Consider the following 15,766-nt stretch of genomic DNA (forward strand, 5'->3'; position numbering starts at 1 on the left):
GCCCTCATCAAGCTCAAGATTCGCTTCAACCTTTCGCCCATAAGCTAATTCGAAAATGTTATTTATTTTCGGATTCTTAGATCATTTAGTCTCCTCACACGCCGACCCTCGGCCGCCTGATTGAGGAGCTTCCCCTTGAAACTGTTAACCCCTCTGCGCCTCCTGGCCGCGTTGTCCCTGGCCGGTGCCAGCCTGTTTGCCCAGGCGGCGGATGTAACCATCGCTTACCAGACCACCGTAGACCCGGCCAAAGTTGCCCAGGCCGACGGCGCGTATGAAAAAGCCACTAACGCCAAGATCGACTGGCGCAAATTCGACAATGGCGCCGATATCATCGCCGCCATCGCCTCCGGCGACGTGCAGATCGGCTACCTCGGTTCCAGCCCACTGACCGCTGCGATCACCCGCAAGGTGCCGGTGGAAACTTTCCTGGTTGCCACCCAGATCGGCGGTGCCGAAGCCCTGGTGGCGCGCAATGGTTCCGGAATCAACAGTCCCCAGGACCTGATCGGCAAGAAAGTCGCCGTACCCTTCGTTTCCACCGGCCACTACAGCCTGTTGGCCGCGCTGAAGCACTGGAACATCGACCCATCGAAAGTGACCATCCTTAACCTCGCACCGCCGGCGATCATCGCGGCCTGGAAGCGCGGTGACATCGACGCCACTTACGTATGGGACCCGGCCCTGGGCGTGGCCAAGGAAAACGGCAAGGTGCTGATCACCTCCGGCGAGCTGGCCAAGTTCGGCGCGCCGACCTTCGATGCCTGGATCGTGCGCAAGGACTTCGCGCAGAAGCACCCGGAAATCGTCACCGCCTTCGCCAAGGTCACCCTGGATGCCTACGCCGCCTACCGCAAAGACCCACAAGCCTGGCTCGCCGACACAGGCAACGTCGACAAACTGGTGAAACTCTCCGGCGCCAAGGCCAGCGACATCCCGCTGCTGCTGCAAGGCAACGTCTACCCGCTGGCCGCTGACCAGGTGACCCTGCTGGGCGCACCGACCACCAAGGCCGTGACCGATACCGCTGCGTTCCTCAAGGAACAAGGCAAGGTCGACGCCGTGCTGCCGGACTATGCCCCTTACGTCAGCGCCAAGTTCATCACTAACTGATTCAAGGAGTTCATCGCGATGGCCTTGCTACAACTGGAGCGCATCAGCGCACAGTACCCAGGCGCCACAGAACCGGTACTGTCCGACATTTCACTCGACCTGGGGCCCCAGCAATTGCTGGTGGCCCTCGGCCCGTCCGGCAGTGGCAAGACTTCGCTGTTGAACCTGATTGCCGGCTTTGTCGAGCCGTCCGCCGGGCGCATCACCCTCGATGGCGTGCCGGTCAAAGGCCCCAGTGCCGAACGCGGCGTGGTGTTCCAGGACGACGCCCTGCTGCCCTGGCAGGACGTGTTGGCCAATGTCGGTTTCGGCCTGGAACTGGCCGGCGTGCCCAAGGCGCAGCGTGAAGTACGCGCCCGGGAAATGCTCGCCCTGGTTGACCTTGCCGGCTTCGACAGCCGCCGTATCTGGCAGCTTTCTGGCGGCCAGAAACAGCGTGTCGGCCTGGCGCGAGCGCTGGCCGCCGACCCGCGCGTGCTGCTGATGGACGAACCCTTCGGCGCCCTCGATGCCTTCACCCGTGAGCAGATGCAGGAACTGTTGCTGCAAGTCTGGCGGCGCACGGCCAAGCCGGTGTTCCTGATTACCCATGACATCGAAGAAGCGGTGTTCCTCGCCACCGACCTGATCCTGCTGGCGCCCAACCCGGGCCAGATCGTCGAACGCCTGCACCTGGACTTCGGCCAGCGCTATGCGGCCGGTGAGTCGGCGCGGGCGATCAAGTCCGACCCGCGCTTTATCGAAACCCGCGAACACGTGCTGGGCAAAGTGTTCTCGCAACGGCAGGTGTACGCATGAGCAGCTACGAACTCCCCGCCACCGCTGCCAAGCCGGTGGCGCACGCGGTCATTCCTGTGCGTCGCAGCCTGAGTACACGCTGGATCAGCCTGTTGACCCTGGTGGCCTTGCTGGCCCTCTGGTGGGCCGTCACCGCCACCGGCCTGATCGAACCGTTGTTCCTGCCACCGCCCTCGGCCGTGCTGCAAAAAGGCTGGCTGCTGGCGACCACGGGCTATATGGATTCCACCTTGTGGCAGCACCTGGGCGCGAGCCTCAGCCGGATCGGCCTGGGCCTGGGCTTCGCGGTGCTGACCGCCGTGCCGGTAGGCATTGCCATCGGCGCCAACCGCATCGCCCGCGGCATTCTCGACCCGCTGATCGAGTTCTACCGGCCGATTCCGCCCCTGGCTTATCTGCCGTTGATCGTGATCTGGTGCGGTATCGGCGAGCTGTCCAAGGTGCTGCTGATTTACCTGGCGATCTTCGCGCCGATTGCCATCGCCACCGCGACCGGCGTACGCACCGTCGACCCGGCCAAGCTGCGGGCGGCGCAGTCGTTGGGCGCCACCCGTGCGCAGCTGATTCGCCATGTGATCCTGCCGAGCGCCCTGCCCGACATCCTCACCGGGGTGCGCATCGGCCTGGGTGTGGGCTGGTCGACCCTGGTCGCCGCCGAACTGATCGCGGCCACCAGCGGCCTGGGTTTCATGGTGCAGTCGGCGGCGCAGTTCCTGGTGACCGATGTGGTGGTGCTGGGGATCCTGGTGATCGCCCTGATCGCCTTCGCCATGGAAATGGGCCTGCGCGCCCTGCAGCGTAAGTTAGTGCCTTGGCATGGCCAGGCACATTGAGTGAGAACAGCATGAGCAGCCTGACCGTTACCCCCTTGAGCACCGCCCTGGGCGCCCAGATCAGTGGCGTCGATATTACCCGGCCGCTGAGCGCCGAACACCGCGATGCCATCGAACAGGCGTTGCTCAGCCATTCGGTGCTGTTCTTCCGTGGCCAGCCGATCACCCCGCCGCAACAGGCGCGGTTCGCGGCGAACTTCGGTGACCTGCACATCCATCCGATCTACCCCAACGTGCCGGAACAGCCCGAAGTGCTGATCCTCGACACCGCCGTCACCGACGTGCGCGACAACGCCGTATGGCACACCGATGTGACCTTCCTGCCCACCCCGGCCCTCGGCGCGGTGCTGAGTGCCAAGCTGCTGCCGGCGTACGGCGGCGATACGCTGTGGGCCAGTGGCATCGCGGCGTACGAGGCGCTGTCCGAGCCGTTGAAGCGGTTGCTCGATGGGCTGACGGCTACCCACGACTTCACCAAATCCTTTCCGCTGGAACGCTTTGGCAACAGCGCCGAAGACCTGGCGCGCTGGGAAGAAACCCGCAGGAAAAACCCACCGCTGTCGCACCCGGTCGTGCGCACGCATCCGGTGAGCGGGCGTAAGTCGCTGTTTGTCAGTGATGGGTTTACCACCAGGATCAATGAACTGGAACCGGCGGAAAGCGAGGCGATCCTCAAGCTGCTGTTCGCCCACGCGACACGCCCGGAATTCACCCTCCGCTGGCGCTGGCAGGAGAACGACGTGGCGTTCTGGGATAACCGCGTGACGCAGCATTACGCGGTGGATGACTACCGGCCGCAACGGCGGGTGATGCATCGGGCGACGATTCTTGGGGATGTGCCGTTCTAAACCACACTGCAAATCAAATGTGGGAAGGGGCTTGCCCCCGATAGCTCTGGGTCAGTCAACTAATCAAGTGACTGACACACCGCCATCGGGGGCAAGCCCCCTCCCACATTGACCCAGTGGTGTCAGGTTATTCAGCGCTGGATGGCTTTTCCCACAAGTTAATTCCGCCTTCCTGCGCAAACCGATCGATCTCCGCCAGTTCTTCCGCGCTGAAGCTCAAGTTCTTCAACGCGCCGACGTTCTCGATGATCTGCTCCGGCCGGCTGGCGCCGATCAGCGCGCTGGTCACCCGTGGATCGCGCAGGGTCCAGGCCAGCGCCAATTGCGCCAGGCTTTGGCCACGGCGCTGGGCGATTTCATTCAACGCACGCACGTGGGCGATGTTGGTTTCAGACAGGTGCTTGGCCTGCAACGAACCACCACCCGGACGGTTGACCCGTGCGTCGGCCGGCACGCCATTGAGGTACTTGTCGGTGAGCAAACCCTGGGCCAGCGGCGTGAAGGCAATCACCCCGGCGCCGAGTTCTTCGGTGGTGTCCAGCAGGTCTTTTTCCACCCAGCGGTTAAGCAGGTTGTAGGCCGGTTGGTGGATCAGCAGCGGGACTTTCCACTCTTTGAGCAGCGCGGCGATTTCGCGGGTTTTCACCCCGGAGTAAGACGAGATACCGATGTACAACGCCTTGCCCTGTTGCACGGCGGTGGCGAGGGCGCTGGCGGTTTCTTCCAGGGGCGTGTCGGCATCAAAACGGTGGGAGTAGAAAATATCCACGTAGTCGACGCCCAGGCGTTGCAGGCTCTGGTCCAGGCTGGCCAGCACGTATTTGCGCGAGCCGCCGCCCTGGCCGTAGGGGCCAGGCCACATGTCCCAGCCGGCCTTGCTGGAGATGATCAATTCGTCGCGGTAGTGCTTGAAGTCTTCGCGCAGCAAACGACCGAAGTTGATCTCGGCGCTGCCGTAGGGTGGGCCGTAGTTGTTGGCCAGGTCGAAGTGGTTGATGCCCAGGTCGAACGCGGTGCGCAGCAGGGCGCGCTGGGTGTCGATCGGCGTGCTGTCGCCAAAGTTGTGCCACAGCCCCAGGGACAGTGCCGGCAGCACCAGTCCACTGCGGCCTACGCGGCGATACGGGATAGATTCATAGCGGTTTTCGGCAGCAATGTAAGTCATCGAATCCTCTCTTGGACGTAGGCAAATAAGGCCTGGGAATAACGATATTCCCAGGCCTTTTAACCAGCTGAATCGCTTAAGTCTGCCCTTCCGTTTTACAGCAATTTCCTACCAGAGTGGAACGACATAGCTGACATAGAAGCGGTTTTCATCCTGCACGGTGGCACCGGTGATGTCCGGACTGGCATGGGCGTTTTTCCACGTGACGCCAAGGCCTTTGAGGGTACCGGTCGGCACTTGATACGCCACCGCCACGTTTCGTTCCCATTCACTGGTGGTGCCCTGGGCAGTGCGGATGTCATCGCCGTGGGCGTAGGCGGCGGAGAAGGTCAGGCCGTTGAGGCCGAGTTTGCCGAAGTCATATTTGTACTGCGCCAGCCAGGTGCGTTCGCCGGCATGCTGGAATTTGTTCAGCTGCATGTTGGTCAGCGCCGGGGTGTCGGCACCCGAGCCTGGGCCTTGGCGCGCGTCACCGCTGTTTAGGCCGGAGTCGAGGTACGGGAAGTCGCTGTCGCCGCTGTTTTTCTGGATGCCCAGGCCGACGGTATGGCCGTCCAGGCTGTAGCTTTCCAGCAGGCTGACGGTGGACTGGTTGATGCGGCCCTTGCTCACGCCATCGCCATACAGGCCCGCTGCGGCAAAGTCCTTGTCGCCGTCGGCGTTGCCGCCCACACCCAGGCTGCGGAACACACGCACATCGGTATCGAGCGCACCGACCGACAAGGCGTCATGGCGCTTGGCACCGAGGAAGAACTGCTGGTAGTAATCCTCAAGGTTGGAGTACCACAGGCTGACGGTGGTGTTCTGTATGCCGGTGTAGTCCGCACCACCGAACAGGAAGCGGTCGCTCTCTTTGGTCCCGCCGGCGGTGATCATGCCCTGGTCGCCGGTTTCGTTGCGGATCTTGGTCTTGAAGATATCGCCGCCGGTGAAGGTGAAGTCGCTGAGGTCCTTGGACACCAGTTGCACACCGGTATTGGTCTGCTGGTACAGGCGCCCGTCGGTGTTGGCGAGTATCGGGTTGTTGCCGTACAGCGTACCGACGCGCAACTCATCCTTGGCAAAGCGCATCTTGAACGTCGGGCTGAGCACGCCGAACTGGTCGGCGGACTTGCCATTGTCCAGTGGGAACATGCTGCCGGGGTAGCGGCCCTGGTGATCCTTGTCGTTGAGGTCGCCGCCGGAGTCGAGCTTCAGGCCGTAGAACGCCTGCAGATCGAGGCCGAAGCCCACCGGCCCCTCGGTGTAGCCGGACTTGAAGTTGAATTCGAAACCCTGGCCCCAATCCCGAATGCTATGGGCCTTGGCATTGCTGCCCACCACGTCGCGCCCCTGCTGGTTGAGATAGCGGTTGAGCAGGGTCACGTCGGCGTGGCTGTCATCGATAAAATCGGCGTGGGCGGACAGCATAAAGCTCGCCATGGCGGCTCCCACCACAGGGCTTAAAAACGTCTTCATGGGTACCGGTCTCCGTCACTGTTCTGAAATGAAAGCGTCAAACGCTTCACACAATTACGCAGTGGCCAGATGACAGTTACGCGTCAAAACAGCGTCTTGACGGATGAAATTAAGTTTAAGAAAGCCCCGTAGAACGGGGCTTTGCGGGGAGTTGAGCGTCAGCGCACCAAGTGCAGGAACTGCAGGTGGCGCTCGTACTGGTCGAGGATGTCGTTGATGATCTGCTCCTTGGTGTAGCCCACCAAGTCGTAGTCCTGGCTGCCCTCGCTCAAGTGCACTTCCGCCCGGTAGTAGCGACGATTGTTGAGCTGCTTGGACCCCATGCCGCCGCGTGCAAATGAGGGCGTGAAATAGCCGCGCATCTGCACCTGGTACACGAACGGATGCTCTTCGCCGTGGCCGATTTCCAGGCTGACGCTGTCGTTGGACGGGTCGGGCTGGGTGACGACGTTGAGGCCTTTTTCGACAAACACCGCCGTCACTTCTTCGATCGCCGGACGCACCGTGGTCTCAAGGAAGCGGTACACCTCGTCCCGCGACGGGAAATGCACGGCCTGGCTCAAACGCTGGCGCCAACCGCCGGTGCCCTTGCGGGAGCCCGACACCGGTGCCAACGAATGCAACTGCGCAATCTGCTTTTGCGACTCGAGGTAGAAGGCCTTGTGCAGCCCCCACATCATCAGCAGCAGGATCAGCGAAAACGGCAACGAGGTCAGCACCACCGCCGATTTCAGCGAATCGATGCTGCCGGCAAACAGCAAGGCACTGGTGACCAGCGCGGTCATCGCACCCCAGAACACCCGCAGCCATTTCGGTCCATCTTCATCGGCGTTGCCGCCTTTGGACGAGAGGGTGGACAGCACTACGGTGCCCGAGTCAGCGGAAGTTACGAAGAACACGAAGCTGATAAACACCGTGACCGCGATGACGGTTTTGCTCCACGGGTAGGTTTCCAGCAGCAGGTAGAGGCTCATCGACGGATCATCGATGGCCGACTGGCCGAGGGCGGTCATGCCGTGGTTGAGCACCTGGTCGATGGCGCTGTTGCCGAAGATCGACATCCACGCCAGGGTGAAGCCCAGCGGGATCAGCAGCACGCCGAACACGAATTCGCGGATGGTCCGGCCACGGGAAATGCGCGCGATAAACAGGCCTACGAATGGCGACCATGCGATCCACCAGGCCCAGTAGAACACCGTCCAGCCGCCCAGCCAGTCGCTCGGTTTGTCGTAGGCGTACACATCGAAACTCTTGGTCGGCAACGCGCCCAGGTAGTCACCGATGTTCTGGATCAGGGTGTTGAGCAAGTGCTGGGTCGGCCCGGCGAACAACACGAACAGCAGCAGCGCGCAGGCCAGCAGCATGTTGATGTCGGACATCACCCGCACGCCCTTGTCGACGCCGGCCACGGCGACCAGGATCGCCGCGCCCATCATCAGAGTGATCAAGCCGACCTGGATCCACTGGGTGTGGGCAACGCCGAACAGGTAGTCGAGGCCGGAATTGAGGTGCAGCACGCCAAAGCCCATGTCGGCCCCCAGGCCGAACACCGTGGCAATGATGCCGAAGCCATCCACCGCATAGCCGATAGGGCCATTGATGCGCTTGCCGATCAGCGGGTACAGCGCCGAGCGCAACGCCAGCGGCAGGTTATGCCGGTAGGCGAAATACGCCAGCGCCATGCCGACAAACGCAAACACGCCCCAGCCGTGCAGGCCCCAGTGCAGGAACAGCACCTGCATGGCCTGGCGCGCGGCGTCGGCATTCATGGCCTCGCCCTGGGGCGGTTGCACCAGGTGCGTCAGCGGCTCGGACACGCAGAAGAAGAACAACGTGATGCTGATCCCGGCGGCGAACAGCATGCCGGCCCAGGACAGGTAACTGAATTCGGGCTCGTCGTGGTCGGCACCGAGTTTTATCTTGCCGTAGCCCGATAGCGCGGTGACCACCACGAAGACCAGATACAGGGTCATCGCCAGCATGTAGTACCAGCCGACCGTGTTGGCCGCCCAGTTTTGCGCCGCCAGCAACCAGGCACCGGCCTGTTGCGGGATAGCGATGACAGTGATGCCGAACAGCAAGATGAAGGTGGCGGCAAAGTAGAAGACCGGCGCATTCATGCGCACCAGGCCGCTGGATGGGGTGGACGATGCACTCATGAACGATGCACCCCGAGGGTGAGGGATGTGGCTGTATAAAACGGACTCAGCAAAGGTAAGCCTCCTGTTGTGAGCGGGCAGCGAACCACCGGGTTTAACTTGAACGAACGTTCAAGTTAAACATGAATCGGCGGTTTGGGGCTAATCGCAGGGCTGAGTGGTATGACGGGTGAGCAAAGGAAATCGTTCAGCGACTGCTGACTGAAATACGGCCTCCATGTGGAATGCCGTCAAAATGTGGGAGGGGGCTTGCCCCCGATGGCGGTGGTTCAGCCAATTCATTTTTGACTGACACTCCGCTATCGGGGTGCAAGCCCCCACACAGGGTTTTGTGTGATTTTTAAGACCGGCGCTATTTTTGCGCCCCATCATCATGCTGCAGATTCGCCTGCGTAATATTCGCCCCCGCCGGCACACTGCGGGTCAGCCACACATTGCCGCCAATGGTCGAGCCCTTGCCGATGGTGATGCGCCCGAGGATCGTCGCCCCGGCATAGATCACCACATCATCCTCGACAATCGGGTGGCGCGCATGGCCCTTCTGCAACTGCCCATCTTCATCCGCCGGGAAGCGCTTGGCCCCCAAGGTGACGGCCTGATAGATGCGCACCCGCTCGCCGATGATCGCGGTTTCGCCGATCACCACGCCCGTGCCGTGGTCGATGAAGAAACTCGGGCCGATCTGCGCGCCGGGGTGGATATCGATGCCGGTGGCCGAGTGGGCGATTTCCGCACTGATCCGTGCCAGCAGCGGCAAGCCGGCGCGGTACAGGTGGTGGGCCAGGCGATGGTGAATCACCGCGAGGATCCCCGGGTAGCACAGCAGCACTTCATCCACACTGCGCGCGGCCGGGTCGCCGTGGTAGGCGGCGAGCACGTCGGTGTCCAACAGGCTGCGCAAGGACGGCAAGGCCAGGGCGAAATCCTGGATCAGCCGGATGGCATGGGCGTCGATCTGGCTGTCATCCTCGCCGCCCTGGCGCGCGGCATAGCGCAATTCCAGGCGCGCCTGGGCCAGCAAGGCATTCAGGGCGACATCGAGGGTATGGCCGACGTAGAAATCTTCACTTTCTTCACGCAAGTCCGCCGGCCCCAGGCGCATCGGAAACAGCGCACCACACAGGGCTTCGAGAATCTGGGCAACGGCTTCACGGGACGGCAATTCGCGGCCGCCATGCTCGCCGCTCAAGCGGCCATTGCGTGTTCGCCACTGGTCACGGGCGCTGCGCAGTTGGCTGACGATGGTCTGTAATTGCCAATGGCTGGAACGCTCACTCACGGTATTCACTCCTGACGTAATGGCCATCACTTTACGGTATCCACCCTGGCCGCCCTTAAGAACCAATGGTGTGATGGTAAGAACCATCAGGCATAAGCGATTGACGGTTGCCCGATGAAAAGTGCCTGCCTATAGTCGCTCCATCCCTTAGCCACCGTGCGTAGCCATGATCAAGCAACAGCTCGACCGTTTTAACCGCCTGGAACTGCTCGGCGGCGCCACCGCCCTGGAAAAACTCGAACGGCTGTCGACCTGGTTGGGACGCGACATCTACGTCAAGCGCGACGACACCACGCCGCTGGCCATGGGCGGCAACAAGCTACGCAAACTCGAATACCTGGCAGCCGATGCCATCGCCCAGGGCGCCGATACCCTGGTGACCGCCGGCGCGATCCAGTCCAACCACGTACGCCAGACCGCCGCCCTCGCCGCCAGGCTCGGCCTGGGCTGCGTAGCCCTGCTGGAAAACCCCACCGGCACCGAAGACCCCAACTACCTGGGCAACGGCAACCGCCTGCTGCTGGAGCTGTTCGACGCCAAGGTAGAGTTGGTGGAAAACCTCGACAACGTCGACGACCAACTCAACGCCCTTGCCGATCGCCTGCGCAGCAACGGCAAGAAACCGTACCTGGTGCCCATCGGCGGCTCCAATGCCCTCGGCGCCCTCGGTTACGTACGCGCCGGCCTGGAGCTGGCCGCACAGATCGAAGACAGCGGTATCGAATTCGCCGCCGTGGTGCTGGCCTCCGGCAGCGCCGGTACCCACAGTGGCCTGGCCCTGGCCTTGAGTGAAGTGCTGCCGCAACTGCCCGTGATCGGCATCACCGTATCGCGCACGGAAGAAGCGCAGTTCCCGAAAGTCCAGGGCCTGGCCGAACGCACGGCCGAGTTGCTCGGCGTGGACATCCCCGACGCGTTCAAGGTGATCCTGTGGGACGAATATTTCGGCCCCCGTTATGGTGAACCGAACGCCGGCACCCTGTCGGCGGTCAAGCTATTGGCGAGCCAGGAAGGCCTGCTGCTGGACCCGGTCTACACTGGCAAGGCCATGGCCGGCTTGCTGGACGGTATCGGCCGCCAGCGCTTCGAAGATGGCCCGATTATTTTCCTGCATACCGGTGGGGCACCGGCGTTGTTTGCCTATGACTCGGTTTTCAACTGAATAAATGCGGGCTAAATGTGGGAGGGGGCCTGCCCCTCCCATATTAGACTCGCCAAATATTCCTAAATAGAATATCAAATAAGATTTATATTATTTTCAAGTCTTAAAACCCGGCTTTATCATCGCGCCGTAGGCGAAGACGCGCTACGCGCTTTAAGGCAGGATACGACTACCGCGTCACCTGCTTCGCTCAACATAAAAAACACAGGGGCTCTTCATGACTATTTCTGTATTCCGTCGCACGTTGCTCGTTGGCACTTTGGGTCTGGCGCTCGGTGCCGGTTGGCTGGGCCAGGCGGTTGCCGGCGAGCAACTGGGCAACATCAAAAAGGCCGGCGAGATCAAAATCGGCCTGGAAGGCACTTACCCGCCGTTCAGCTTCGTCGATGAAAGTGGCAAGCTCAGCGGCTTCGAAGTCGAGCTGTCCGAGGCCCTGGCCAAAGAGCTGGGCGTGAAGGTCAAGCTGCAAGCCACGCCATGGGACGGCATCCTCGCCGCCCTGGAATCCAAGCGCCTGGATGCGGTGGTCAACCAAGTCACCATCTCCGAAGAGCGCAAGAAGAAATACGACTTTTCCACGCCCTACACCGTGTCCGGTATCCAGGCGCTGGTGCTGAAAAAGAACGTCGACACCATCAAGACCGCCGACGACCTGGCCGGCAAGAAAGTCGGGGTAGGCCTGGGCACCAACTACGAACAATGGCTCAAGGACAACCAACCCAAAGCCATTATCAAGACCTATAACGATGACCCGACCAAGTTCCAGGACCTGCGCATCGGCCGTATCGACGCCATCCTGATCGACCGCCTGGCCGCCCTGGAATACGCCAAGAAAGCCCCGGACACCGCCGCTGCCGGCGACGCCTTCTCCCGCCAGGAAGCCGGTATCGCCCTGCGCAAAGGCGAGCCCGAGCTGCTTGAAGCGGTGAACAAGGCCCTCGACAAGCTGCGCGCCGACGGCACCTTGAAGAAGCTGTCCGAGAAGTACTTCAACGCTGACGTCACTCAATAATGGAAGCAGGTTTCCAACTCGCGCTGGACTCCGCGCCCTTTCTGCTCAAGGGCGCGTATTACACGGTGATTCTCAGCCTTGGCGGGATGTTTTTCGGCTTGCTGCTGGGCTTCGGCCTGGCCTTGATGCGGTTGTCGCGCTTCAAACTGCTGAGCTGGACAGCCCGCGTCTACGTGTCGTTCTTTCGCGGCACGCCCTTGCTGGTACAGCTGTTTCTGATCTACTACGGCTTGCCGCAAGTGGGCATCGAGCTGGATCCGATCCCGGCCGCCATGATCGGCTTTTCGCTGAACATGGCCGCCTACGCCTGTGAAATCCTGCGGGCCGCCATCGCCTCCATCGAGCGTGGCCAATGGGAAGCCGCCGCCAGTATCGGCATGACCCGTGCGCAGACCCTGCGCCGGGCCATCCTGCCGCAGGCAATGCGCACCGCCCTGCCTCCGTTGGGCAACAGCTTTATTTCGCTGGTCAAGGACACCGCGCTGGCCGCCACCATCCAGGTGCCAGAATTGTTCCGCCAGGCTCAACTGGTGTCTGCGCGCACCTTCGAAATTTTCACCATGTACCTGTCCGCCGCCCTGATCTACTGGGTACTGGCCAGCATCCTGGCGCATTTCCAAAACCGCCTGGAAGACCGGGTCAACCGGCATGACCTGGAGTCTTGAAGCATGATCGTGGTTGAAAAACTGACCAAACAATTCAACGGTCAGGTGGTACTCAACGGCATCGACCTGGAGGTCAAGGAAGGCGAAGTCGTCGCCATCATCGGCCCCAGCGGTTCCGGCAAGACCACCTTCCTGCGCTGCCTGAATTTCCTCGAAGAACCCACCAGCGGCCGGATCAAGGTGGGCGACATCCAGATCGACGGCAGCAAACCGCTCAACCAGCAACAAGGCCTGGTGCGGCGCCTGCGCCAGCACGTGGGTTTTGTGTTCCAGAACTTCAACCTGTTCCCCCACCGCACAGCGCTGGAAAACGTTATCGAAGGGCCGACCGTGGTCAAGAAGATGCCCCGTGAAGCCGCTGTTGCCCTTGGGCGCAAGCTGCTGGCGAGGGTCGGCCTGGCGGGCAAGGAAGACGCCTACCCACGGCGCTTGTCGGGCGGCCAGCAACAGCGCGTGGCGATTGCCCGCGCGCTGGCCATGGAACCGGAGGTGATCCTGTTCGACGAACCCACCTCGGCGCTGGACCCGGAGCTGGTGGGCGAAGTGCTGGCGACCATCCGCAGCCTCGCCGAAGAAAACCGCACCATGGTCATCGTCACCCACGAAATGAGCTTTGCCCGCGATGTGGCCAACCGGGTGATCTTCTTCGACAAGGGCGTGATCGTGGAGCAAGGCGAAGCCAAGGCGTTGTTCGCCAACCCCAAGGAAGAACGCACCCGGCAGTTCCTGAGCAAGTTCCTCGCCCACTGATGTGGCGAGGGAGCTTGCTCCCTCACCACACAATCTGCTCCTACAGAAAACCCTCGCCATCCACGCGTAAACCCGCCGTCTCCCTGATCCAAAAATCCCCCGCCCAGTCAGACCCTTCTGAATCTGCTCCAACCTGCCGTTTAGCCTTTTGCCGCCATTGACGCTCCTTGGTCAACCCTCTTATCTAGCGTCCAGAGGATTGGATCCTATCCCGGCTACTCACTGAATCGTTCCTTTCAGCCCACCTGCGCACCCGCGCCACGGGGCTGGAACGATTGCTGCTGGCTGCATCAAGGAGATTACTTATGACGCGCACTGCAACCCCGGCCCTGCTCACGGCCCCCACCTTGCCCCAGGCTAACCGGCACGGCATCAACGCACTGGCGGCCAGTCAACTGCAGGTGGACATCGCGCCTTACCCCGGCATGGATGAGGGCGACCTGATCGAACTGTTCTGGAACAACTGCTTTGCCGCCTCACGCAGGGTGAGCGCGTGCAAGGTCGGCTCGCCGACCCATCTGCGGGTGCCGGAAAGTTTTGTGCTGGACGGCCTGGCCCAGGTGCATTACCAGGTCATGCAAGTCGGTCGTGCACCTGCCCGCTCGGCCGTGAAAGGTGTATGTGTAAAGACCCGATACCCCGGCGGCCAGCCCTCCCCCCTGTACAGCGACGAAAACCACAACCTCGCCCCCGTCGGTTTGCCCGAGTCCATCCGTCGCTACGGCGTCAACGGTCGCCAGGTGCGACGGGGCATTCCGCTGACCATCGCGCCTTACCTGAACATGGCCACGGGCGATGCCATCACCCTGCGCTGGGGAGACGTACGCATGGACCTGCCCAGGATCCAGGCCAAAGCCGTCGGGGTGGTCGTGCAGGTGTGGGTGCCTTCGACGGTGATTGTCGAGGCCGGTGACGACAGCCGCCTGGAGGTGACGTACTGCATTCTCGATCGTGTCGGCAACAATTCGCGCTGGGCGCCCACACGTACGTTGCGCATTGCCGCCTGCGCGCCGAGCCAGCCGGCCGGGACCGCGCGGGTCTACCAACCACGGCCCCTCGGCTCACCCTGTGAACCGGGGTGACAGACCTTCTATGCATATTCCCAAAAGTTAGTTTATTTAAATATTTAACACGCTTAGGGTATATGCACCGGACCACCGGACATCTCTGATTTTTCTGTTTTTATTTCATTGAATGCGAGGTCGGTATGGTCAGAATTACCCCGGTGCATAACGCCAGGGCATTACGTGCAGCCAAGGAGCGGCGCTGATGTCTAACTTGGCTCTAACACCCCCCCAGAGTGATCTGGACGTTGCTCCCCTGCTGTTGCCGGCCGCCGTGCTGCGCAACGATGCAGAGGCGCTTAAGGCTGCCCATGAGCTGGCCCAGGCCGCGCGCCTGCAGGCCGCCCAGCGTGACCAGCAACGCAAGCTGCCGTGGGCGCAGATCGAACAATTCACGCGCAGTGGGCTGGGCAGTATTTCCATCCCCCGCGAATACGGCGGCCCACAGGTGTCGTTCACCACCCTGGCGGAGGTGTTCGCGATCATCAGCGCGGCAGACCCGGCCCTCGGGCAGATCCCGCAGAACCATTTCGGCATTCTGCAGGTGTTGCAGGGCGCCGCCACCGAGCGCCAGAAAGAGCACCTGTTCCAGAGCGTCCTCGACGGCTGGCGCATCGGCAATGGCGGCCCGGAACGCGGCACCAGGAACACCCTGGAGCTCAAGGCGCGCATCACCGCCCAAGGCGACGGTTACGTGATCAGCGGCCAGAAGTTCTATTCAACCGGCGCACTGTTTGCCCATTGGGTGGCGGTGAAGGCGCTGAACGACGACGGCAAGCAGGTCATGGCGTTTGTACGCCGTGGCACCGCAGGGCTGCGCATCGTGGATGACTGGTCGGGCTTCGGCCAACGCACCACCGCCAGCGGCACCGTGCTGCTGGACCGCGTGCCCGTGGACGCCGAACTGGTCGTAGACAACTGGCGCATCGGCGAAAGCCCGACTATCCAGGGCGCCGTTTCCCAACTGATCCAGGCCGCCATCGACGCCGGCATCGCCCGTGGCGCGCTGGATGACACCATCGCCTTTGTGCGGGAGCGTTCGCGCCCGTGGATCGACGCCAAGGTCGAGCGCGCCAGCGATGACCTCTACGTGATCGCCGATATCGGCAAGCTGAAGATCGAACTGCACGCCGCCGAGGCGCTGTTGCGCAAGGCCGGGCAAGTGCTGGACCAGGTCAGCGCCGCGCCGATCACCGCACAGTCCGCCGCGCGTGCGTCGATTGCCGTGGCCGAAGCGAAGGTGCTCACCACTGAAGTGTCGTTGCTGGTCAGCGAAAAGCTCTTCGAACTGGCCGGCAGCCGCGCCACCCTCGCCGAATTCAACCTCGACCGTCACTGGCGCAACGCCCGGGTGCACACCCTGCACGACCCGGTGCGCTGGAAGTATCACGCCGTCGGCGCCTATCGCTTGAACGGCACGTTGCCGGCTCGCCATTCCTGGATTTAACCGACCAGACCTC

General features: G+C 62.1%; 14 protein-coding genes. 10 read left to right on the forward strand and 4 right to left on the reverse strand.

What is annotated here, in order from left to right; genetic code table 11:
- Positions 1-135 precede the first annotated feature (135 nt).
- From tauA to tauD, 4 genes are read left to right on the forward strand one after another with little or no spacing between them, the layout of a single operon-like run.
- Entirely contained in the window at positions 136-1,113 is a 978-nt protein-coding gene (gene tauA, locus C8K58_RS10640) for a taurine ABC transporter substrate-binding protein (RefSeq protein WP_027605154.1), read from the forward strand.
- An 18-nt stretch (positions 1,114-1,131) separates the two neighbouring features.
- On the forward strand, positions 1,132-1,911 hold the full coding sequence (gene tauB / locus C8K58_RS10645; RefSeq protein WP_027605155.1) for a taurine ABC transporter ATP-binding subunit: 780 nt from the start codon (positions 1,132-1,134) through the stop codon (positions 1,909-1,911).
- Positions 1,908-2,744, forward strand: coding sequence for a taurine ABC transporter permease TauC (gene tauC, locus C8K58_RS10650; protein ID WP_027605156.1), 837 nt, complete (start codon positions 1,908-1,910; stop codon positions 2,742-2,744). The genes tauB and tauC overlap by 4 nt, the downstream gene beginning before the upstream one ends.
- 11 nt (positions 2,745-2,755) lie before the next feature.
- On the forward strand, positions 2,756-3,592 hold the full coding sequence (tauD, locus tag C8K58_RS10655; RefSeq protein WP_108573700.1) for a taurine dioxygenase: 837 nt from the start codon (positions 2,756-2,758) through the stop codon (positions 3,590-3,592).
- Between the two features lie 127 nt (positions 3,593-3,719).
- Here the strand turns inward: tauD and mgrA are convergent, their stop codons facing one another.
- The 4 genes from mgrA to epsC all read right to left on the reverse strand — a co-directional run bounded on the left by mgrA (position 3,720) and on the right by epsC (position 9,653).
- Positions 3,720-4,757, reverse strand: coding sequence for an L-glyceraldehyde 3-phosphate reductase (gene mgrA / locus C8K58_RS10660; protein ID WP_027607827.1), 1,038 nt, complete (start codon positions 4,755-4,757; stop codon positions 3,720-3,722).
- A 108-nt stretch (positions 4,758-4,865) separates the two neighbouring features.
- Positions 4,866-6,215, reverse strand: a complete 1,350-nt coding sequence (locus C8K58_RS10665; protein WP_166655299.1) for an OprD family outer membrane porin — start codon at positions 6,213-6,215, stop codon at positions 4,866-4,868.
- Positions 6,216-6,373: 158 nt separating this feature from the next.
- Complete coding sequence (betT, locus tag C8K58_RS10670) at positions 6,374-8,335, reverse strand: choline transporter BetT (RefSeq protein WP_162844283.1); 1,962 nt, start codon at positions 8,333-8,335, stop codon at positions 6,374-6,376.
- 391 nt (positions 8,336-8,726) lie between these two features.
- Positions 8,727-9,653 (reverse strand): serine O-acetyltransferase EpsC, encoded by a 927-nt coding sequence (gene epsC, locus C8K58_RS10675; protein WP_092489301.1) that lies wholly within the window; start codon positions 9,651-9,653, stop codon positions 8,727-8,729.
- Positions 9,654-9,819: 166 nt separating this feature from the next.
- Between epsC and C8K58_RS10680 the strand changes: the two genes are divergently transcribed.
- The 6 genes from C8K58_RS10680 to C8K58_RS10705 all read left to right on the forward strand — a co-directional run bounded on the left by C8K58_RS10680 (position 9,820) and on the right by C8K58_RS10705 (position 15,753).
- Positions 9,820-10,815 (forward strand): D-cysteine desulfhydrase, encoded by a 996-nt coding sequence (locus tag C8K58_RS10680; RefSeq protein WP_065948523.1) that lies wholly within the window; start codon positions 9,820-9,822, stop codon positions 10,813-10,815.
- A 217-nt stretch (positions 10,816-11,032) separates the two neighbouring features.
- A complete protein-coding gene (tcyJ, locus tag C8K58_RS10685) occupies positions 11,033-11,827 on the forward strand; it encodes a cystine ABC transporter substrate-binding protein (protein ID WP_108573701.1) in 795 nt (264 codons plus the stop codon).
- Complete coding sequence (gene tcyL / locus C8K58_RS10690) at positions 11,827-12,492, forward strand: cystine ABC transporter permease (protein WP_032884921.1); 666 nt, start codon at positions 11,827-11,829, stop codon at positions 12,490-12,492. The genes tcyJ and tcyL overlap by 1 nt, the downstream gene beginning before the upstream one ends.
- 3 nt (positions 12,493-12,495) lie before the next feature.
- The gene (gene tcyN, locus C8K58_RS10695) at positions 12,496-13,242 is read left to right on the forward strand and encodes an L-cystine ABC transporter ATP-binding protein TcyN (RefSeq protein ID WP_027607834.1); all 747 of its coding nucleotides are present in this window, start codon (positions 12,496-12,498) and stop codon (positions 13,240-13,242) included.
- A 305-nt stretch (positions 13,243-13,547) separates the two neighbouring features.
- Entirely contained in the window at positions 13,548-14,324 is a 777-nt protein-coding gene (locus tag C8K58_RS10700; RefSeq protein WP_027607835.1) for a hypothetical protein, read from the forward strand.
- A 187-nt stretch (positions 14,325-14,511) separates the two neighbouring features.
- Positions 14,512-15,753 (forward strand): SfnB family sulfur acquisition oxidoreductase, encoded by a 1,242-nt coding sequence (locus C8K58_RS10705; protein WP_108573702.1) that lies wholly within the window; start codon positions 14,512-14,514, stop codon positions 15,751-15,753.
- Positions 15,754-15,766 lie beyond the last annotated feature (13 nt).

The sequence above is a fragment of the Pseudomonas sp. GV047 genome (genome assembly GCF_003058245.1).
Classification (GTDB): domain Bacteria; phylum Pseudomonadota; class Gammaproteobacteria; order Pseudomonadales; family Pseudomonadaceae; genus Aquipseudomonas; species Aquipseudomonas marginalis.